Source organism: Amycolatopsis oliviviridis, assembly GCF_014654365.1.
In the GTDB taxonomy this organism is placed as follows: Bacteria; Actinomycetota; Actinomycetes; order Mycobacteriales; family Pseudonocardiaceae; genus Amycolatopsis; species Amycolatopsis oliviviridis.
The window spans coordinates 280496-300976 of sequence record NZ_BNAY01000003.1 but is presented as its reverse complement, the minus strand read 5'-3'; the positions used below and the strand labels follow the sequence as shown (position 1 = coordinate 300976).

General features: G+C 69.0%; 16 protein-coding genes. 9 read left to right on the top strand and 7 right to left on the bottom strand.

Annotation, left to right across the window (positions count from 1 at the left end; genetic code table 11):
• Nucleotides 1–37: 37 nt before the first annotated feature.
• The gene (locus IE302_RS14460) at nt 38–1498 is read left to right on the top strand and encodes a flavin-containing monooxygenase (RefSeq protein WP_191255043.1); all 1461 of its coding nucleotides are present in this window, start codon (nt 38–40) and stop codon (nt 1496–1498) included.
• Between the two features lie 145 nt (nt 1499–1643).
• Here the strand turns inward: IE302_RS14460 and IE302_RS14455 are convergent, their stop codons facing one another.
• From IE302_RS14455 to IE302_RS14435, 5 genes are all read right to left on the bottom strand, one after another.
• Nucleotides 1644–2114, bottom strand: a complete 471-nt coding sequence (locus IE302_RS14455) for a helix-turn-helix domain-containing protein (protein WP_191255042.1) — start codon at nt 2112–2114, stop codon at nt 1644–1646.
• Nucleotides 2115–2298: 184 nt separating this feature from the next.
• On the bottom strand, nt 2299–3918 hold the full coding sequence (locus tag IE302_RS14450; RefSeq protein ID WP_444541940.1) for an LCP family protein: 1620 nt from the start codon (nt 3916–3918) through the stop codon (nt 2299–2301).
• Nucleotides 3919–4079: 161 nt separating this feature from the next.
• Nucleotides 4080–6257 carry a phospholipase A2 gene (locus IE302_RS14445; protein WP_191255040.1) on the bottom strand — a complete coding sequence of 726 codons (2178 nt, stop codon included), beginning with the start codon at nt 6255–6257 and terminating at the stop codon, nt 4080–4082.
• 151 nt (nt 6258–6408) lie between these two features.
• Nucleotides 6409–7854: a GGDEF domain-containing protein gene (locus IE302_RS14440; RefSeq protein WP_191255039.1), complete on the bottom strand. Its 1446-nt coding sequence runs from the start codon at nt 7852–7854 to the stop codon at nt 6409–6411.
• A 455-nt stretch (nt 7855–8309) separates the two neighbouring features.
• Complete coding sequence (locus tag IE302_RS14435) at nt 8310–9524, bottom strand: MFS transporter (protein WP_229907765.1); 1215 nt, start codon at nt 9522–9524, stop codon at nt 8310–8312.
• Between the two features lie 372 nt (nt 9525–9896).
• On the opposite strand from IE302_RS14435, the gene IE302_RS14430 reads away from it, so the two are divergent.
• Nucleotides 9897–10790 (top strand): SDR family NAD(P)-dependent oxidoreductase, encoded by an 894-nt coding sequence (locus IE302_RS14430; protein ID WP_191255038.1) that lies wholly within the window; start codon nt 9897–9899, stop codon nt 10788–10790.
• Nucleotides 10791–10933: 143 nt separating this feature from the next.
• Here the strand turns inward: IE302_RS14430 and IE302_RS14425 are convergent, their stop codons facing one another.
• Nucleotides 10934–11590 carry a maleylpyruvate isomerase N-terminal domain-containing protein gene (locus IE302_RS14425; RefSeq protein WP_191255037.1) on the bottom strand — a complete coding sequence of 219 codons (657 nt, stop codon included), beginning with the start codon at nt 11588–11590 and terminating at the stop codon, nt 10934–10936.
• Between the two features lie 150 nt (nt 11591–11740).
• Nucleotides 11741–13621 carry an AMP-dependent synthetase/ligase gene (locus tag IE302_RS14420; RefSeq protein WP_191255036.1) on the bottom strand — a complete coding sequence of 627 codons (1881 nt, stop codon included), beginning with the start codon at nt 13619–13621 and terminating at the stop codon, nt 11741–11743.
• A gap of 149 nt (nt 13622–13770) precedes the next feature.
• On the opposite strand from IE302_RS14420, the gene IE302_RS14415 reads away from it, so the two are divergent.
• The 7 genes from IE302_RS14415 (at nt 13771) to IE302_RS14385 (ending at nt 20417) form a co-directional block, all read left to right on the top strand.
• Complete coding sequence (locus IE302_RS14415; protein WP_191255035.1) at nt 13771–14418, top strand: TenA family protein; 648 nt, start codon at nt 13771–13773, stop codon at nt 14416–14418.
• Nucleotides 14402–15583, top strand: coding sequence for a kynureninase (locus tag IE302_RS14410; protein WP_191255034.1), 1182 nt, complete (start codon nt 14402–14404; stop codon nt 15581–15583). The genes IE302_RS14415 and IE302_RS14410 overlap by 17 nt, the downstream gene beginning before the upstream one ends.
• A gap of 230 nt (nt 15584–15813) precedes the next feature.
• Nucleotides 15814–16164 (top strand): hypothetical protein, encoded by a 351-nt coding sequence (locus IE302_RS14405; protein ID WP_191255033.1) that lies wholly within the window; start codon nt 15814–15816, stop codon nt 16162–16164.
• 374 nt (nt 16165–16538) lie between these two features.
• A complete protein-coding gene (locus IE302_RS14400) occupies nt 16539–19052 on the top strand; it encodes a sensor histidine kinase (RefSeq protein ID WP_191255032.1) in 2514 nt (837 codons plus the stop codon).
• Complete coding sequence (locus IE302_RS14395; protein ID WP_005166013.1) at nt 19053–19463, top strand: roadblock/LC7 domain-containing protein; 411 nt, start codon at nt 19053–19055, stop codon at nt 19461–19463. It begins immediately after the preceding gene.
• A complete protein-coding gene (locus IE302_RS14390; protein WP_007028222.1) occupies nt 19460–19831 on the top strand; it encodes a DUF742 domain-containing protein in 372 nt (123 codons plus the stop codon). The genes IE302_RS14395 and IE302_RS14390 overlap by 4 nt, the downstream gene beginning before the upstream one ends.
• The gene (locus IE302_RS14385; protein WP_026466899.1) at nt 19812–20417 is read left to right on the top strand and encodes a GTP-binding protein; all 606 of its coding nucleotides are present in this window, start codon (nt 19812–19814) and stop codon (nt 20415–20417) included. The genes IE302_RS14390 and IE302_RS14385 overlap by 20 nt, the downstream gene beginning before the upstream one ends.
• Nucleotides 20418–20481 lie beyond the last annotated feature (64 nt).

Here is a 20481-nt window from a genome sequence, read left to right as displayed (position 1 = left end):
ACTCCCGGTAACAGGTAATACGAGCGAGAGGTCGGGCATGGGCAACCGCACCGAGACCGGGGTCGTCATCGTCGGAACCGGCTTCTCCGGGCTGGGCATGGCCATCCAGCTGCGGAAAGAGGGCCGCGAGGACTTCGTCATCCTGGAGAAGGCCGACGACGTGGGCGGCACGTGGCGGGACAACACCTACCCCGGCTGCGCCTGCGACATCCCCTCGCATATGTACTCGTTCTCGTTCGAGCAGAACCCCGGCTGGTCCCGGGCGTACTCGCCGCAGCCGGAGATCTGGCGCTACATGCGCGACGTCGCCGCGAAGTACGACCTCCACCGCTTCATCCGCTTCGGCCAGGAGATGACCGGCGCCCGCTGGGACGCCGACGAGAACCGCTGGCACGTCGCGTCGAAGTCGGGCGAGGAGTTCGTCGCGCCCGCGCTGGTCGCCGGGGTCGGCGCGCTGCACCTGCCGCAGATCCCGAAGCTGCCCGGCATCGAGCGCTTCAAGGGGCGCGCGTTCCACTCCGCGCAGTGGGAACACGACTACGACCTGGCCGGCAAGCGGGTCGCCGTGGTCGGCACCGGCGCGAGCGCGATCCAGTTCGTGCCCCGGATCGCGAAGGACGTCGCCGAGCTGACGCTCTTCCAGCGGACCCCGCCGTGGATCATGCCGAAACCGGACCGCGAGATGCCGGAAGCACTACGGAAGGCGTTCGGCTCGGTCCCGCTGCTTCAGCGAGCCTTCCGCGACGTCCTCTACTGGGGCCTGGAAGCCCGGGCGATCGGCTTCAACGGGCAGCCGTGGATGATGAAGATCGGCCAGCGCATCGCGAAGCGCAACATCTTCAAGAGCGTCAAGGATCCCGAGCTGCGCCGGAAGCTGACGCCGGACTACACCATGGGCTGCAAGCGGGTGCTGGTCTCCAACGACTACTACCCGGCCCTCGCGCGGGACAACGTCGACGTCGTCACCGACGGCGTGAAAGAGGTCCGCGAGCACAGCGTCGTCGACGGCGCCGGCGTCGAGCACGAGGTCGACGCGATCATCTACGGCACCGGCTTCCACGTCACCGACGCCTTCGACGACCTGGAGATCATCGGCCGCGACGGGCGCAACCTCGGCAAGGAGTGGGCGGCCGAGGGCATGCGGACGTATCAGGGCATCACCGTGTCCGGGTTCCCGAACCTGTTCTTCCTGCTCGGCCCGAACACCGGGCTGGGACACAACTCCGTGGTGTTCATGATCGAGGCGCAGATCTCCTACGTCGCGCAGGCGCTGCGGCTCGCGCGGGGCAAGGCGCTCGACCCGCGGCCGGAGGCGCAGGAGCGCTTCAACGGCGACATCCAGCGCAAACTCGCCAAGGGCATCTGGACCCAGGGCGGCTGCAAGAGCTGGTACCTCGACGCGAAGGGCGTCAACCGGACGATCTGGCCGGGCTTCACCTGGCGGTACTGGCTCGACACCCGCAAGGTGCGCCGCGAGGACTACGAACTCCTCGGCTGAGGACCACGAACGCGCGTGAAGGCCCCCTTCCCTCTGCTGGTCATTCAAACCATGGCCGAGGGAAGGGGGCCTTCACGCGAAGTGGGGAGGGTCCGTGAAAGCCAAGATGGGGGGCATGGCCTTCACGGACCGGGGAATGCCGCGCTCATGAGGGGTTGAGCCGGCGAAGCCTTCCGATGAGATCGACGGTGGGGATGCCGCAGAGTTCGGCCATCCGTTCCAGCGCCGCGAAGTCGAGATGGACCTCGGCGGAGCCGTTGTCACCCGACCGCTTGAGCCGGTCGTCCGCCCACCGTCGCAGTGGGAGCAGTTCTTGCTGGTCGTCCTTGATCACCAGGCGCAGGTCGATCCGGACACGGCCCGGTTCATCCACGAACACCCGGCGATGCACCTTGGCCAGCAGGTCCTGTGGCAGCTCGTCCATCGCGAGGCACAGTTCCACCAGCCGCACCACGGAACAGTGCCGGGTGCCCAGCTCGTAGGTGGCCAGCGTCTGGAGCGAGATCTCGCTCTGCAGATGCTGGTTCAGTTCCTTGCGTGTCCAGCCACGTTTACGGCGGAGCTTGCGGAGCTCGTCCCCGAGTATCCGCTGATAGCTCTCAGCGTCGATCAGCACTCCCCATCCCCTGCCTTGCCAACCTTCTCCACCGGCTCGTCCCTGTGACAAAAAGCGGGACGAGCGCACTCACGTGTATGAAAGTCGGCAGGTCGCCCGCTCTTACGCGGTTTCGGGGGTGCTTTTCATACCGATTTTGTCCTGTTGGGCCGAACGGGTGAAGAAAACCGGTTCGGAGAGCGCGTCAGTTGACGCAGGGCACGCCTTCGGCGGTGATCGGCTTCTCGTCGGACTGCTCGGGCGAGGGAGGGGCGGCCTGGGAACCGGCGGCGTTCTGCGACGAACCGGTGCCCTCCGCGCCGCCCGGCGCCTTGAAGTCCGAGCCGAGGAAGACCATCACGTGCCCGGCTTCGACGCTCTTGTCCTCTTGGACGGTCGGATTGCCGCCGAGCGCGTCCGCGACCGCCTGGCCCGCCGCCTTCTCGCCCTTGGCGACCCAGACCACCGTCTTCTTGCGCGCTGTCGCGGTGGCCGTGTCGCCCGCGGTGAAGCCCTTGTCGACGAGCTGCTTCAGCACCGTCGAGGCCAGGCCGTCCCGGTTGGTGGAGTTGCGGACGTCGACCGTGGTCGCCTTGTTGGGCGACTCGGCGGACGGCGGCGGCTGCTCACCGGGCTGCGGGCCCGCGAGCCCCTGGACGAAGTCCTTGACCTGCTTCGGGTCGACCTGGATGGCGACGCCGTCGTTCGGGGTCTTGTACTCGATGTTGACGATCGGGATCGTCCGGAACTCGAGCTGACCGCCGGTGAGGCCCTTCATCTGCTGCGCGAAGCCGAAGATGTCCCAGTTCTGGTTGAGCACGACCGACTTCTTGATGGCCGCGATCAGGTCGTTGAGCCTGCCCGGGTTCGCGAGCGTGCCCGCCGAGAGCACCTTCCGCGCCATCCCGGCCATGAACACCTGCTGCCGGACGACGCGGTCGAGGTCGCCGCGCGGCAGCCCGTGGCGCTGCCGGACGAAGCCGAGCGCCTCCACCCCGGAGATGGTGTGCGGGCCCTTGGTGAACTTCGCGCCGGAGAACTGGTCGTTGACGTCGTCGTTGAGGCAGACGTCGACACCGCCGATGGCCTGGGTGATCTCGCTGAAGCCCAGCAGGTTGATGGCGGCGTAGTTGTCGATGGTCGAGCCGGTCAGCTGCTCGACCGTCTTGATCAGCGTCTTCGCCCCGGCCTCGTTGGCCTTCTGGTCGAGTTCCTTCGGGTCGGAGACGCCGTTCTCCTGCAGCTTCTTGCGCTCGTCGAGCATCGCGCGGGCGTAGGCGGAGTTGATCTTGTGCTTGCCGAAGCCGCCGGGAATGTCGACGTAGGAGTCTCGCGGCAGCGAGATCGCGACGGCCTTCGAGCCGTCGTTCGGGATGTGCACGAAGATCAGCGAGTCGGTGTTCAGCTCGCCGTCGGCCTGCCCGGCGCGCAGTTGGGCGAGGACCTCCTTGGACAGCGGGTTGCCCTGGGCGTCCGTGCGGCTGTCGAGGCCGACGAGCAGGATGTCGCGGGCGCCGTCCGCGGGCTTCTCGCCCTCGTCGGCGCCGATGCCGACGTTCGCGAAGGTCAGGCCGTCCATCGCGGCCCACGCGTACCCGGTCAGACCCATCACCAGCAGCGAGACGAGGCCGAGGGCGATCTTGGGGCCGCGGAACGACTTGCGTCGCGGGGCCGGGCGCCGGGGCGGCGGACCGGCGGCCTGGCCTGCCGGTGCCGGGCGAGCCCCCCGAGGCGGGGCCGGTCGGGAAGGAACGCGTCCGGGCGCGTCCTGCCTAGGCCGGGCGGGACGTCGATCCCCATGCCCATTCCGAGGCGGGTACTCCACGCGGTCTGCTCCTTCTGGTCGTCACCGGTCTACGGTCTTCTCAAGGGACGCATGGTGCCTGTTGCGGGTTGTCGCAGGATTACACATCCCCCCGAAGATGTGGCACGCACCACCGGTTTGCCGTCAATCGTACGGAGATCGCCTGGTCAGCGCCGGGTGGATCAGGGCAGGACCCGCCGGGCGGCGCGGGCTGGGACCAGGGTGGCGGCCGCCGCGAGCATCGCGACGACGATCGTGGCGACCGGCAGCGCGATGGAGGCGGCGCTCACCTGCTTGCCGTCGAGCGCGCTCATCAGCGGCGGCGCGCACGCGACCGCACAGACCAGCCAGGTCCCGGTCATCCGGCTGGTGCCGTTCCGGACGGTGTGCAGCAGGTACACCCCGAGCAGCAGGTTGACCAGGCTCTGGACCGGCCCGAACCGGATTCCGAGAAGGTCGGCGTCGGCCGACGCGCCCCCGAAGCGGGTCAGCGCGAAGCCGAACACGCCGAGCATCGCGTACGCCATCCCGACCGTCGCCGCCGCGCGGCAGAACACCGCGGCGCGCAGGCCCGGCTCGTCGACCGCGCGCTGCTGAGGTCCACGCGGTTGAGTGTGCCAGTGCCGCTCGAACCACCAGAAGACCAGGACGGCGGGCACGGCCAGCAGGGCGAGCGCGAGCAGGACGCGCGGCCGGGCCAGCCAGCTGAGCCCGTCCACGAGCCGGCCCGGGAGGTAGACGACCGCCACGAGCAGCAGCATCGCGGACAGGAAGCCGAGGTAGAGGCTCATCGGGGCACGCAGGACGAGCCGGGCGGTGGCGGCGACGGCGGGGCGTGCGCCGAGCCGTGCCAGCGGCCGGGCGAGCAGGCCGAGGAGCGCGAGCTGGACCAGGCCGAGCAGGAGCACGCCCCACGGCGGGCCCGACAACGCGGCCGGTGCGCCGGGGCCGCCGAGCAGCATCGGCCCTTCGCCGCGGACGGCGACCGCGAGGCCCAGCCCGGCGGCGCCGGTCAACGCCGTCGCCACGAGCACGCCACGCGGCGGCCGGACGCCGTCGGCGTGCGCGAACGCCAGTTGCTGGACGAACAGGGCGAGGAACAACGTCTCCGCGTAGCGCGGGACGGCCGAACCGGACGACTGCGCCACGACCTCGCTCGCCAGGGTCAAGACGAGCAGCCCGGCGACGGAGGCGGTCCGCGTCCGGCGGTACAGCGCCAGCAGCGCCGGCGCGAGGACGACGGTCAGCAGGAAGACGCCGAGCAGCCAGAGCGGGTGCAGCGCGATCCGCATGACGGTGGCGTTCGTCCCGGCCGGGATCCCCAGCACCTCCAGCGCGAGCGGGACGACCAGCGCGACGACGGCGAAGATCAGCGCCGGGCGCAGGAGCGGGCTCGCGCGGTCGGCGAGGTACTGCGGATAGCGGCCGTTCCTCGCGCGGATCGAGCGCCAGCCCGCCTCGTTGATCCGGCCCACCGCGAAGAAGATCAGCGGACAGAGCTGCGCGAGCCAGGTGAACGGCCACAGCGACCGCTCCGGGGCACCCGCCCAGTGCGCGAGCGCCACGGCGGATTCGCCGAGCAGCATCAGCACGACACCGGAGACCCCGAGCAGCGCCCACCGGCCGACCGGGGCCACCGGCCGCGGTTCGCGGGGGAGCGTGACGGCGGTCCGGCGGGTGCGGACCCAGCCGCGGAGGCGGAACACCAGCAGCGCGCCGATCACCAGCACCCCGACGATCATCGGGCCGAGCGGGTCGCCGACCGGCGGCCCCCAGCGCTGGTGCCAGGAGTTGAGCACGAGACCGGCGGTGTAGAGGGAGGCGACGACGTCGCAGGTGCCGCGCGAGTCCATCGGGTTGATGACGCAGGCGTGGTGCATGTCGGCCGAGAGCCGGTCGTCGAGCGAAGCCCTGGCCTCCTGGCCGAGCGGGTGCCCCTTGCGTTCGGCGTAGCGGAGGATGTCGTAGCCCAGGTCGTGGGCCTTGCAGGGGATCGCGTAGTCCCATTTGGTGTTGTCGTCGCCCCAGGGCGCCGAGCAGCCACCGTCGGTGTGGACCGCGCGTACGGTGCCGTCCCGCGCGGTCATCACCCCCGGGGTGATCCCGCTGACCGCGGTGAAATCGGCGGGCAGTTCGGCGATGACGTTCTCGACCGGGCCCGGCCGCACCAGCGCGTCGACCGCCTTCTGCGCGGCGAGGATGTCACCCGTCGGTGGCCCCTGGTCCGGCGGTGAGGCGGGCCGGGACGCGATCAGGCCGAAGCCGAACACCAGCACCGTGACCAGCAACAACCAGCCCGAAGTCGACCAGGGCCGCCGGATCCGGGCAGGCTGGCCGTCGGCTTCGGCTGTCGCTGGCATGCCGTTCAGGGTGCCATCCGCCGATCGGGGCCGACATCCGGATAACCCCCGGGTTTCGCCCAGGTGGGTGACCAGGGGCTGAAGGACGCTTTCCCCGCATGTGACGTGGCCGAGGGGCCCTTCGCCGCGTGGGACGAGGTGATGGGCCCCTTCAGCCCTCGGTGCCGAGGGCCGGCGGAGCGGGGCGTTCCACGTCCTGGGCGAACCGCACCTGGTTCCGGCCGTTCTCCTTGGCGACGTAAACGGCGGCGTCGGAAGCGTGCAAGAGTTCTTCCAGGGATTCACCGTGACGAGGGAACAGTGCCGCCCCGATCGAGGTGGTCCGGCCCGAGATGGTGACCCGGCTGCCGCGTTTGTCGGTAGTCACTATATGCAGTTCTGCGATAGCGCTGCGCACTCGCTCGGCGGCGAGTTTCGCCGCCGTTTCGTCGATATCCGGGAGAAGCACGAGGAATTCCTCGCCGCCGAACCGGCCGATGACGTCGGCGGGCCGGGTGACCTCGTCCAATTTCTGTGCCACATCGCGGAGCACGTCGTCGCCCGCGGGATGTCCATAAGTGTCGTTAATCCACTTGAAGTGGTCGAGATCAATCATCAGAAGTGCCAGGTTGTCGTCCGATCGGGCGGTCCTTCCGAGCGCCCGATCGGCCGACTCCGACCATCCGCGCATGTTCAGAACACCGGTTTTCGGGTCCGTCCGCGCGTCGTTTTGCAGTTGGTCGATCTCGGCGAGCCGATTGAACACCACCGTCACCACGGCCATCACGATCACCATCGGTGGCATGATCAACAGCAGCACCGCGGTGACCGCGCCGAGGCCGATCGTGATGGCTTCCAGCAGGTTGTCCGCCGCGTTGCCCAGCACGGTCGACACCGAAGGCCGCTTCGGCGAGCCGATCGCGAGGATGCCGCCGATGTAGGCGATCTGCACCGCTTCGAAGACCATCCCGGTGATGATCAGGACGCCGAATTCGCCGATGGTGCCCCAACCGGAAATCCGTCCCCATTCATGCGGTCCGAACGCGGTGAAGGTGAGCGACGCCAAGGTCACCGAAACGCCATGAGTGACCGACGAGAACACGAAGTTGTGCGCGGGACGCCGGGCGATGAACCAATGCTGGATCCGGACGAGCGCGATGATGGAAAGCGTCAGTGAAAGCGGCAGGATCACCGCGGCGGGAAATGTCCATACCGCAGTGAGGTCGATGAGGACGGTACGGCTGCGATCCCGTCGCCTTTCTTCTTGCCGCTGGGTGAGCTGAATATGCGCCGTCGCGCCGACGGCGAGAATCGCGAAACGAACCCAGTCCGTTTTCCCCGGATTCGTGGAATTCATCGTCGCGAAGACCATGATCGCGATCCCGATGGCCTCCATCGCGAAAAGGAACGCGATGAATCGCTTCGGCCGTTGCCACAGTGCCCAGGCCCTGGGATCGTACGGATGGCGTTGCGGCGGTTCGTCCTGGTCACCTTCCGGGCTTGCCTGCCCGCGCTCGGTCACCGGTGCGCCGCTCTCCGCGGCGGCCGCCGCCGCTCGCTCGTCAAGGTCGCCGGTGCCGTCGCCGTGCTGGCGGCCGTCGCCGGTCTCGGCTGGCAATTGCTACCTCTTTTCCGCGCGGAGGGCACGGTTGAGTAATCTCACCGGTACCGACTGATACACCGTTCGTATTCCACGGCCGGTATCATCCCATCGCATCAGTTGTTCGACACCGGCGAGGGTGCCCGCGAACACCGACCGGAGGTGGCAATCGTGTCCCGTGATTTCTGATCTTGACAGCTGAATGTTTTTCGAGACGCGGTGCGGAAGGGGTGACGGATAGTGTCCAGTCGTGACTTCTGAGCCCGGACAAGGTATTAGTTCGCAGCGAGGTTCCCGGGAGGTGTCAGACCATGTCGAGCCGTGACTTCTGATCGAGAGTCGTTTCTTTTCAACCGAGTGCCGTAGAGCCAGGTGCCGAAGGTTGGAGCGCTGAAGCAGTGTTCCGACAGGATTTCCGAGTACGAACCCACCGGGCGGCAGTGCCGCCTCAAGGGTCGTCCAGTGTGGATTCCTCATGACAGCAACGGTTCCGGACTGGATCCGTTGATGTGCCCCCAGCTGAGCGCGACCAGCACGGCCAGCAGCAGGCCCACCACGCCTGCCAGCGCGATGGCCGAGGTCGCCGCCCCGAGCCGATCGGCGGCGAGCCCGCCGAGTCCCGCCCCTACTCCCTGAGCCACCCGCAACCCTGTGCGATACACCCCACCGGCACCGCCCCGGAGCTCGTTCGGGACCCAGGTGATGAACGTGGCGCTCACCGTGATCAGGTACGCCCCGGCGGCACCCGCCGCGGCCAGCAGGAGCAACGCCGGGATCAGCCCCGGTTTGAGCGCGAAGGCGATCAGCGCGACCATCGGCAGTGCCGCCAGCACGCCGAGCAGCTTCCTTCGTTGTTCCGCCGAGACGAAGCGGGACAGCAGGAAGGCCCCGACGACGAAGCCCAGCGGGTCGGCGGCCAGCAGCCAGCCGACGGCCTGTTTCCCCACGCCCATCTCGGCGGCGAGCGGCGCGGCGAGCCCTTCGGGGATGACGGCCAGGCCGACCAGCCACGAGAACCAGACCAGCACCCGCAGATGACGGTTGCCGAAAACCTGCTTCACCGCGCCGAACCAGCTGCCGTTCCCGTCGGACGCCGCCGCCCGCCGGGAGACCGAGAGGCGGACCAAGACCGCGCTCAACAGGAACGTCGTGGCGTCCAGGGCCAGCGCCCAGCTCACGCCGACCTGCGAAACCAGCAGTCCGCCGCCCGCCAGGCCCAGCAGCATGGCGGTGTTGGTCGAGATGCCCCGGATGTCCTGGCTCTTGAGATAGAGGTCGTCGTCGGTGAAGACCTCGCGGGTCAGCGCGTTCTGCGCCGCGTTGCCGGGGGCGTTCGCGAGCCGCGCCAGCACCACCAGCCCGCACAACAGGGGGAGCGGGGTGCCGGGGATCGCCATGACCGCGATCAGGACGCCTTGGATCAGCGACGAGTAGACGAGGACGGTGCGTCGCGGGTAGCGGTCGGCCAGCTGGGACAGGCCGAGGCCGCCGGCGAGCGCGGGCAGGAAGGTCAGGGAGTAGACCACCGCCGACAGCAGTGCCGAGCCGGTGCGGTCGTAGACGAGGATCGCCAGCGCGACGATGGTGAGCTGATCCCCGATGAGGGACTGCACCTCGGCGAGCCAGAGCGCACGGAACTCGCGGTTCGCCAGGGCGGCGGTCATCCGCGGCGCCGCGTTCGTCTTCACTCCGTGACCACCTCCCCCCGATCGGGTGAACTTAGCTCCCTCGCATTCTTGCCTGTCCTGGTCCGAGGCCGACGAGGGAGTCGCAGTAACCGTCCCGCCGAACAACGTTCAGTATGCCTCTGACTACAGGGAGACGAACAGAAGACCGGTGAATCCTTCGCCTGTTAGGCCGATCAAGCTACGCCGTCTGACCGGCGAGTGACGGCGGGCTGACTCGCCCGCCGGTATCCGCGCACCGATCGGCCCTGCCTCACTCGGCGCAGCCGGGGCGCCGTTCGCCGCCGCCTGAGTTCCGGCTGGGCCGAATGGGCCAACACTGAGTAGAGACCGGCCTGGAGGTGGAAGGCCGGCTGGGCCAAAGGGGTGAAGGCGATGAACGGTTTGCTCGACGACAAGGCCGTCGTCGTGACCGGGGCGGGTCGGGGCCTCGGTGAGGCGTTCGCGGTACACGTGGCGAGGGCGGGCGGATCCGTCGTGGTCAACGACGTCGACGGGGTACTGGCCGAGCGGACGGCGGACAACATCCGCCGGTTCGGTGGCCGGGCGGTCGCCAGCGGGCACAGCGTCGCGGATCCGAAACAGGCGCAGGAGATCGTCGACCTCTGTCTCGACGAGTTCGGCGCGATCGACGGGCTGGTCAACAACGCGGGCCTGAACTACGAGGCGCTGCCGTGGGAGGACGACGTCGACCGGGCCCGCGAATTGGTCGAGGTGAACGTGCTGGGCGTCATGTACACCGGGCTCGCCGCGATCAAGGCCATGGTGGCGCGGGGGAGGCCGGGCTCGATCGTCAACATCTCGTCCGGGGCGTCGCTCGGCCAGCGCAAGCTCGGCGTGTACGCCGCCAGCAAGGGAGCCGTCGCTTCGCTCACCTACTCCTGGGCGCTGGACCTGGAGGAGAGCGGGATCCGGGTGAACGCGGTCTGCCCGCTCGCGCACACCCGGATGGTGTGGAAGTCCGAACGATCGCTGCGGTCCTGCCCGCCGGACCGGACGCCGTCGCGGATCGCGCCGGTCGTGCTCTTCCTGCTCGGCCCCGGGGCCGACGGGATCACCGGGCAGATGATCCGCTGCAACGGGCCGCAACTGCACGTCATGGGGCAGCCGTTCCTGAAACAGCCCATCCTCGAACGGCCGGTGTGGGACACCGAGACCGTGCAGCGCGCCTTCGACGAGGTCTTCAGCGCGCATCTGGAGAACTACGGCCTCGAAAAGCGTGTCCCGCCCCGGCTGCGCAAATGGACGGAGTCGACCCGGACCGCCTGACCTGCGTGATCAGAGACGTGACTCGCGTGTTTGAAGACGTGACTCGCGTGTTTGGAGGCGGAACTCGAGTGTTCCGCCTTCAAGCACGCGAGTCCCGTGTCTGAGCACGCGAGTCACGTCTCTGATCACGCAGGTCTCGTCCGTCAGCCGACGACGAAGGGCAGCTTCGCGGCAAGGTCGCCGAGGGCGGCCTTCTCCGCGTCGGTCGCTTCGCGGCGTCCGGTGCCGACCAGGAGCGCGTCGGTGTCGGAGAACGACTCGGGGAACTTCTCCCCGGTCCGCTCCTCCAGGATCTGCCGCGTCCTGGCGAGACTGTCGGCGGCGGGCCCGTCGACCCGCGGCAGATGCGCGACGAGGTCGAGGTGGTGCAGCGTCCATTCCAGGACGTACGCGGACAGGTAGTCACCCGCGGACAGGACGATATCGCGGGTGGCGACCCGCGCCCCCGGGTCGGCGAGGACTGCCGCCCGGCCCGCGGCGGAACCGATGTCGTCGAGGTGGAACTTGAGCAGCCGCGGTTCCTGATACGCGGCCGCGAGCCGCACGATCAGCGCGTCGAGGTCGTCCTCGCCGGTGGGCGGCGTGCCGGTGACCTCCCAATAGCTGACCGCGTCACGCGTGGGTTCGGTTTCGGCGGGGGTCGCGAGGGTGATCAGGACGTCCTGGGCGTCGATCACCAGGTGGCACACCAGATCCTGCACCAGCCAGCCGGCGCAGCCGGACGGTTTGGCGAAGTCTTCGTCGGGGGTTTCGGCGACGGCGGCGAGGAGCGCCGCCCAGGAGCGGGAGAAGAGATCCACGGGCGCAAGTTAGCAGCGGCACGGCTCTGACGGCGACCCATTTCGCGACGGACGCACAGGTCGTGTCTTTCCGACCTGTCGCGCGCCAGGAACGGTCCTTTCCTTGCAAAATTTCGCAAGGAAAGGACCGTTCCCAGCAGCTCGCGGGGGTCAGGAACCGGCGGCGGGAGCGGGCTCCTGAGCGGTAGAGGCGTCGGAGGAAGCGGCGTAGAGATCCGCGATCGTCGGTGCGTACCGGTCGTTGATGATCCGCCGCTTCAGCTTCAGCGTCGGGGTCACCTCGCCGCTTTCCGGCGTCCACGCCTTCGGGATCACGTGGTACCGCTTGATCTGCTCGATCCGCGCCAGCCGCGCGTTCGCCGCCTCGACGGCCTTCTCGATCTCCGCGAGCACCCGCGCGTTCTCCGCGAGCGATTCGCCCTCGGTGAGCTCGATGCCGTTCGCGGCCGCCCAGCCCGGCGCGATCTCGTCGTCGACCACGATCAGCGCGGTGACGTACGGCCGTTTCTCGCCGATCGCGACGGCCTGCCCGATCAGCGGGTGCTCCTTGAGCAGCCCTTCGATCTTCGTCGGCGCGATGTTCTTGCCGCTCGAAGTGATGATCAGTTCCTTCTTGCGGTCGGTGATCGTGACGAAGCCGCGTTCGTCGATCGTCCCGATGTCGCCGGTGGCGAGCCAGCCGTCGGCGTCGACGTCCGGTTTGATCGTGCCGTCCTCCTGCAGGTAGCCGAGGAACACGATCGCGCCGCGGACGAGGAGTTCGCCGTCCTCGGCCACCTTGACCTCGATGCCTTCCAGCGGGCGGCCGACCGAGCCCGCCTTGAACGCCGACGGCGTGTTCGAGGTGACCGCGCCGGTGGTCTCGGACAGCCCCCAGACCTCCTGGATCTCGACGCCGAGCCCGGCGATGAAGTACAGGATCTCCACCGGCAGCGCGGCGGCACCGCTGGAAGCGACCTCGATCTTGTCCAGGCCCAGCATCGCCCGGATGGGCGCGAGCACGGCGGCGTCGGTCTGTGCGATCTTCTCCGCGAGCTCCGGCGGGACCTCCTTGCCGTCACTGCGCAGTTTGTAGCCCTGCTGCAGGAGTTCGTTCGCGGCGATCAGGCCGTCCCGCTTCTCCTCCGGCAGCGAACCGAGCAGGTTCTTCAGGCCCGCGACCATCTTTTCCCACACCCGCGGGACGCCGAAGAAGCTCAGCGGGTGCACCTGCCCCAGCGCGCCGACGACGGCGGCCGGATCGCCGACGGTGTGCACGTGCCCGGCCCACACGATCGGCATGTAGATCGACAGTTCGCGTTCGGCGATGTGCGCGAGCGGCAGGTACGCGATGTTCGTGGCGTGCATCGGCGAGTCGTGCAGCCGCATGACCGCGTTGGCCTCGTGGATCGCGTTGCGGTGCGACAGCACGACACCCTTGGGGTCGCCGGTGGTGCCGGAGGTGTAGATCATCGACAGCGGGTCGTCCGGGCGGATCGCGGACCACGCCGTCTCGAACGCAGCCGGGTCGGCCGCGTGCGCCTCCGCGCCCGCCGCGCGAAGATCGGCGAACGACAGGAACCGCTTGTCGTCCGCCGGCAGCACGGACGCGTCGAGCAGGACGACGTGCCGCAGCGCGGGCAGTGCGTCGAGGACCTGCGACCAGCGGCCGAGTTCCTCGGCACCGGCGAGCACGACGACGCCGGCGGCGCTGTGCCGGGCGACGAACCCGATCTGCTCCGGGCTGAGCGTCGCGTACGCGGTGCAGGGGATCGCGCCGAGATGCGCGGCGGCGAGGTCGGCGATCAGGTGTTCGGGACTGCTCGGCGCCATGATCAGCACCCGGTCGCGGGTGCCGACCCCGAGTCCGGCGAGCCCGCGCGAAACCTCCGCGATGGCGGCGTGGAATTCGCGCCAGTTCAGGGTCGGCTTGCCCTCGATGTCGAGTGACGTGACCGCCGGCAGGTCACCGAACTCCTGGGCGTTGCGGTGAAGCAGGGCGGGGATGGTCTGGCCTTCGATCTGCTCGGCGACGGTCGGCTGGGTGGTCAACGCTGGCCTCCTCGATGCTGCCTGATCAGGCACACTGTAAGGGCTCTCGTCAGTGGTGGATAGAGAATCGCGGCCACGGTTGGGCCACGCGAAATGTCCACCTTTTCCGTTTTCAGCGCGTCAGCACCGAACAAGGAGGAACCTCGGCGATGACCGGTTCGGCACGTGAGTTGATCGACGCGGTGCAGGCGGAACTCGCACCCCACGACGACGACAACCGGCTCGTCCCCTTGGTCGAGGCGGGTGAAGCGCCACGGGAGGTCTTCGCCGCGATCGCCGCGGAGGAGTACCGGATCGTCCGCAGCGACTGGCGCAGCTTCCTCCACCTCGCGTCGCGCGCTCAGGAGCGGAACGCGCGGGAGTTCTTCGCGACCCTGGCCTCGGGCGAGGGGCTGGCGCTCGGCAAGCTGCCGGGCCTCGCCGAGGAGTCGCCCGGCTTCGAGCCGCGCGCTGGCTGCCAGGCGTATCCGGCGTTCGTCGCCTGGCTCGCGCTCAACGGCGAACCGGCGGACGTCATCGTGGCGATCGTCGCCAACTTCGCCGCCTTCGGCCGGTACTGCGCCGCGATCGCCGCCGCGATGCGGGAGCGGTACGGCTTCGACGACGAGGCGTGCGCCTTCTTCGACTTCTTCGGCGCGCCGTCACCGGAGCTCGAAGAGCTGGCCGTCAAGGCCGTGCAGGCCGCACTCGACGCCGAGCTGGTGTCCGAAAAGGACGCCCGGACCCACGCGCGGCTGTTCCAGGCGTACGAACTGGACTTCTGGAACACTCTCGCCGACGATGGCGGTCGTGATTGACCTCGTAGCCGAGGCCGCGGCACTGGACGCGGCCGATCCGTTGGCGCACAAGCGAAACGAATTCGACCTCGACGCGGACGTCGCCTATTTCGACGGCAACTCGCTGGGCGCGCCGCCGAAGCACGTGGCCGGGCGGGTCGCCGCTGTCGTCCGCGAGGAATGGGGCGGACGGCTCATCCGGTCCTGGTCGGAAGGCTGGTGGGAGGCGCCGGTGCGGGTCGGCGAGCGGATCGCGCCGCTGGTGGGCGCCGCGCCGGGGCAGGTCGTCGTGGCGGATTCGACCAGCGTGAACCTGTTCAAGGCGCTGGTCGCCGCGACCCGGCTCAACCCGGGCCGCGACGAGATCCTCGTCGACGCGGACACGTTCCCGACCGACGGCTACATCGCCGACGAGGTCGCCCGCCTGACCGGGCGCACGGTGCGCCGGGTCGTCGCCGAGGACCTGCCGGACGAGGTGAGCGAACGGACGGCCGTCGCGCTGATCAACCACGTCGACTACATCACCGGGCGCGCTCACGACATGGCCACGCTGACCGCGGCGCTGCACCGCGCCGGGGCGCTGGCGCTCTGGGACCTCTGCCACAGCGTCGGCGCGCTCCCGGTCGAACTGGACGCGACGGGCGTGGACCTCGCCGTCGGCTGCACCTACAAGTTCCTCAACGGCGGCCCTGGGGCGCCTGCCTTCCTTTACGTGGCAACGAAATGGCTGGACCGGTTCGAGCAGCCGCTGGCTGGCTGGGCGGGTGACCGCGATCCGTTCGCGATGCGGGGCGCGTACGAGGCGCACGCCGGGATCGCGCGGGGCCGGGCGGGCACTCCCGACATCCTGTCGCTGCTCGCGCTGGACGCGTCCCTCGACGTCTGGGACGGCGTGGATCGCGGGACGCTGCGGGAGAAGGGGCTCGCGCTCGGCGGCTTCTTCTTCCGGTGCGCGGACGAACTCCTCGACGGCGCGAAGATCGCGACCCCGCGTGGCGCCGATCGCGGGCACCAGATCTCGGTCGTCGACGACGACGCGGCCAAGACGATGGCGGCCTTGATCGACCGCGGGGTGATCGGGGACTTCCGCCCGCCGAACGTGCTGCGGTTCGGCCTGGCGCCGCTCTACACGACCTACGGCGAGGTGCTCCGCGCCGTCACGACGCTTCGAGACCTCCGGAAGTGATACTCGGGGTGGCGAAAATGGTGAAGCGCATTCGCGAATCGGTGGCAAATAGGTGATCACCTCGCCCCAGCGGGGGAGATCCGGTGATCCTTCGCGAATTCGCTGTTAATCTCGACCTTCGCTCTCGCCGCGAGTGTGACGTAGATCCTTCCCCTGTGGCGTAAGGGAAACCCGCGTCGCCCGTCTCAGCGGCGAGGCGCGGGCAGCGGCGCCTGGAGAAGGAGGGGATCGTGTCGTTCACCTATACCGCCGTCGCCGTGTGCGGTGTCGTCTCCGGTTTCCTGCTGAATGAATTCGGCACGCGATATCCGGTCGAGACGGCACTCGTCGTGGTCCTGATCTGTGGCGTGGCGACGTTGTGCTGGGCAGGCGTCCGGATGCTCCGGGACGCGTCCGGGAGGGTCGACGCGCTCCTCGAGGACGAACTCGGCCGGGTCGAGGAAGATCATTTCACCGAAACGGCGGCGAAAAGCTTCGGGAATTCTCGATTTCGTGGCTCGAACGGGGTAACGGCGGCGTTGCTCCGTGGTGATGTCGTTCGCAAACCGAACGGTATGTGGAGCCCTGGTCCGAAAGCGTGAGCGAGGTCACGGCGAGTAGTTTTCACCGGCTTTCCGGCCGTGCCATGAACGCTCCGAGGTGTTACTTGATCGAGTCCGACGAAGGTCGATCAAGCCGCTGCCTGCGGTAAACCGCCAGGTGATCTACTGGCGAGTCACTTGTCGGGGTCCCCAGGTCCACGTGGTGGACTTTCGAGGTCCGTCGGCCTCTCGTCACCTGGTCACGGCCATACGCGACTACCCTTCGCGTCCGGACTTGACTCACCCGTTTGGGTCTCCTAGCGTCTTCGCGGGCGGAGCGGACCACGCTGTGTTGATCCGGCTATCGGATCCCGCGGGTATTGACATCCCCGGCGACCCGACACCAATAACTGCCGGAAGGAAAACGGACCACGGTGAAGCAGATTTCCCTTCGACGAGGCCGCGGCTCATCGATTCGTTCGCGCGTTCTCACGATCGCGCTCATTCCGAGTATCGCGCTGATGCTCGTCGGTCTCGCGATCGGCGGCTACCTGATCTCCGACGCGGTCAACGGCCGCGACTACGCGCAACGGATCCGTGACTCGGAAGCCCCTTCCCTCCCCTTCTTCGTCCAGGTGCAGGAAGAGCGGCGCTTGACGCTGCGCGAGCTCGCCGGCGACCGTTCGCAGCACGCCACGCTCGTCGAGCAGCGCGCCAAGACCGACGCGGCCGCCCAGGGCGTCGCCGCGCACTTGCAGAAGTTCGTCGGCGACTCGCCGGACAGCGTGCAGCGCAACATCGCCACGCTCAACGGGCTCCTCCAGAAGTCGCCGCAGATCCGGCAGTCGGCCGACTCGGGCCAGCTGCCGCTGCTGGACGCCTTCGCCTTCTACAACCAGATCCTCGACCAGTTCGTCGAAGGCCTCACCGGTCTCGCGCAGGACGCGCCGAACGCCGAGAACGCCTACCAGCGCATCACCGCGGTGCCGCTGTTCACCGCGATCGACCAGATGCAGCGCGCGAACTCGCTCGCCGCCGCGGCCGTCGCGGGCGGCGGCTTCACCGACGAGACCTACCGCGCCTACATCACCGAGGTCGGTTCCTACCGCTCTCAGCTGGAGTCGTCGGTCTCGCGGATGATCCCGGACGTCAAGGCGAAGTTCGACCAGCTCGTCGCCAGCGATCCGTGGAAGGCCGTCAACACGGTCGAGAACACCTTCCTGCAGAACAGCAAGGCCACGCTCCCCATCCCCGAGCAGACGTGGCTGCAGGCCGCGCGCGGTGTCAGTGACGCCATGATGCGCGGCTTCGTCGAGCAGAGCGGTACGGCCACGACGCAGGCGGTCGACGAGGCCGACCGGACGCTGATCACCTCAGCCATCGCGGCGGCCATCGCGCTGCTGGTGGCGATCGGCGTGTTCATCGTCGCCCTGCGACTGTCCAACCGGCTCATCGGCAGGCTGGCCCGGCTGCGCGAGGACACCCTCGACGTCGCCGAGATCCGGCTGCCCGAACTGGTGGACCGGGTGCGGGCGGGCGAACCGGTCGACCTCGACGACAAGGGTCACTTCCTCGACCACGGCGACGACGAGATCGGCCAGGTCGCCGAGGCCTTCAACAAGGCGCAGCAGACCGCCATCGCGGCCGCCGTCGAAGAGGCGAGGACCCGTGAGGGCACCAAGACGGTGTTCCTCAACATCGCGCACCGCAGCCAGGTCATCGTGCACCGCCAGCTCAAGGTGCTCGACCAGGCGGAGCGCAAGCAGGAGGACCCGGAGCAGCTGGACACGCTCTTCCAGCTGGACCACCTCTCCACCCGCGCCCGCCGCAACGCGGAGAACCTGATCATCCTCGGTGGCGGCCAGCCCGGCCGTCAGTGGCGCAAGCCGGTCACGCTGGCCGAGCTGACCCGCGGTGCCTCGGCCGAGACCGAGGACTTCGCCAGGGTGAAGACGGCGAAGATGCCCGCGGTCGCGGTGCAGGGCCCGGTCGTCGGCGACCTCGTGCACCTGCTCGCCGAGCTGATCGACAACGCGACCTCCTTCTCGCCGCCGCAGTCGCGCGTCGAGCTGCGGGGCAACGTGGTCGGCAAGGGCGTCGTGATCGAGGTCGAGGACCAGGGCCTCGGCATCGAGCCGGAGCAGGCCGCCGAGCTGAACGCGATGTTGGCCGATCCGCCGGATTTCGGCATCATGGCCTTGTCAGCCGAGCCACGGCTGGGCCTGTTCGTGGTCGCGCGCCTCGCCGCGCGTCACGGGATCTCCGTGCACCTGCGCGAATCCGCGTACGGCGGCACCAGGGCCATCGTGCTCGTCCGCACCGACCTGCTCGCGCCGGTCCCGTCTGATGAGCCGGAGGACGAGGTGGACCCCGAGAGCACCGAGGTGCCGGACGCCGCGCCGCTGCTCCCGGGCCGTCGTGCCCGCCACCGCACCGAGTTCCCCGCGGAGCGGCCCGAACTGCCCGTGCCGATGCCGGTGGCTCCCCAGCCGCAACCGCAGCTCCAGCCCCAGGATCGGCAGGACCAGCCCGTCGGCGCCCTGCCGCCGCTGCCCGCGCGTCAGCCCCGGGTGCCCCGGCCCGAGACGCCGCGGCCCGAGCCGATCCGCCCGGAGCCCGCGCGTGCCGAGGCCCGGCCGCAGCCGGTGCAGCCGCCCGCGTGGCCGCCCGCCGACACCCGACCGCAGGACGGCCGTCCGCCGCAGACCCGGCGGCCCGGCCCCGAGGCGCCGGGCAGGCCACCGCTGCCGCAGCGCCGTCGTCAGGCGAACCTGGTCCCCCAGCTGATGGAGGACCGGCCTGCCGCCCAGCGCGAGGAGGTCCGCGAGGACACCCCCGAGCTGGCCAGGAACCGCCTCGCCGCGTTCCAGCAGGGGACGCGCCGCGGCCGGGACACCGAACCCACCGACGAGTACACCGACCACGACATGTACGGAGATCGTGACTAGATGGCCAACGCGGGAGTCAGTGAACTCGACTGGTTGCTGGATGACCTGGTCAAGCGTGTCAGCGGTGCCGACAGGGCGGTAGTCCTGTCGTCCGACGGCCTGCTCATCGGACGGTCCGGGAACCTGTCGGAGCAGGACGGGGAACACCTGTCCGCGGTCGCGTCGGCGTTCCAGAGCCTCGCGCGGGGCACGGGACGGCACTTCGGCGGCGGCAACGTCCGGCAGACCATGGTCGAGATGGACCACGCCTTCCTGTTCGTCACCGCGGCGGGCCGCGGTGCGTGCCTCGCGCTGCTGGCCAAGGAGGACGCGGACATGGGCATGGTGGCCTACGAGATGAACCTGATGGTCAAGCGGGTCGGTGCGGTACTCACTTCGGCGCCCCGCGCCGCGACTCCGCTTTCGCCATGAGCGGGCGGCACGAGTCGTGGTTCGAGGAGGAGGCCGGGCCGCTGGTCCGGTCGTACGCCGTCACGGGCGGGCGCACCCGTTCGGACACGCTCGGCCTCGACCTGATCACGCTGGTGGTCGCCATGCGCTCCGCGCACGAGGTCGCCGGCTTCGAGCCGGAGTACGGGCGGATCCTCAACCTGTGCCAGAGACCGACCTCCGTCGCGGAGGTCGCCGCGCGCATCGATCTGCCGCTGCCGGTGGTGAAGGTGCTGTTGAGCGATCTGATCGAACAGAACCTCGTGCTGTTCCGCACCGCGACGCCGGTCACCGACACTCCCAATAAACACGTACTCCAGGCGGTTCTTGATGGCATCCGGAAACTCTGAGCCCCGGCGATCCTTGACCGCGAACGCGGTCAAGGTCCTCATCGCCGGCGGGTTCGGGGTCGGTAAGACCACGATGGTCGGTTCGGTCAGCGAGGTTCCCCCGCTGCGCACCGAGGAGGTCATCACCGCGGCGTCCGAGGGCGTCGACGACCTCACCGGTGTCGAAAAGAAGACGACCACCACGGTCGCCCTCGACTTCGGCCGCATCACCATCAACCCCGAGCTGATCCTGTACCTGTTCGGTACCCCGGGACAGGACCGGTTCTGGTTCATGTGGGACGAACTGGCCGAAGGCGCGCTCGGCGCCGTCGTGCTGGCCGACACCCGGCGGCTCGACAGCTGCTTCGCGGCCGTCGACTTCTTCGAGCGCCGCGGGCTTCCGTTTGTCGTCGCCGTGAACTGCTTCGACAACGCGTACCGCTACGGCACCGAGGAGGTCCGCCAGGCGCTCGACGTCGGCATGGACGTCCCGCTGCTGCTGTGCGACGCGCGGGAACGCGAGTCGACGAAGCAGGTGCTGACCGTGCTGATGGAGCACGTGCTGGCGCTGTCCGATCTGGCGGCGGGGCTGCCCCAGGGCCGCTGATCTTCTCTCACTGGAACGCTATGAAGGACGCTTTCATCGCAAAATTTGCCATGAAAGCGTCCTT

What these genes read in the sequence shown, in the direction of transcription:
- IE302_RS14460 (WP_191255043.1), top strand. Translation starts at nt 38, where the DNA reads ATGGGCAACCGCACCGAGACCGGGGTCGTCATCGTCGGAACCGGCTTC.
- IE302_RS14445 (WP_191255040.1), bottom strand. Translation starts at nt 6,257, where the DNA reads ATGCCAGCGACAGCCGAAGCCGACGGCCAGCCTGCCCGGATCCGGCGG.
- IE302_RS14430 (WP_191255038.1), top strand. Translation starts at nt 9,897, where the DNA reads ATGAACGGTTTGCTCGACGACAAGGCCGTCGTCGTGACCGGGGCGGGT.
- IE302_RS14415 (WP_191255035.1), top strand. Translation starts at nt 13,771, where the DNA reads ATGACCGGTTCGGCACGTGAGTTGATCGACGCGGTGCAGGCGGAACTC.
- IE302_RS14410 (WP_191255034.1), top strand. Translation starts at nt 14,402, where the DNA reads ATGGCGGTCGTGATTGACCTCGTAGCCGAGGCCGCGGCACTGGACGCG.
- IE302_RS14395 (WP_005166013.1), top strand. Translation starts at nt 19,053, where the DNA reads ATGGCCAACGCGGGAGTCAGTGAACTCGACTGGTTGCTGGATGACCTG.
- IE302_RS14390 (WP_007028222.1), top strand. Translation starts at nt 19,460, where the DNA reads ATGAGCGGGCGGCACGAGTCGTGGTTCGAGGAGGAGGCCGGGCCGCTG.
- IE302_RS14385 (WP_026466899.1), top strand. Translation starts at nt 19,812, where the DNA reads ATGGCATCCGGAAACTCTGAGCCCCGGCGATCCTTGACCGCGAACGCG.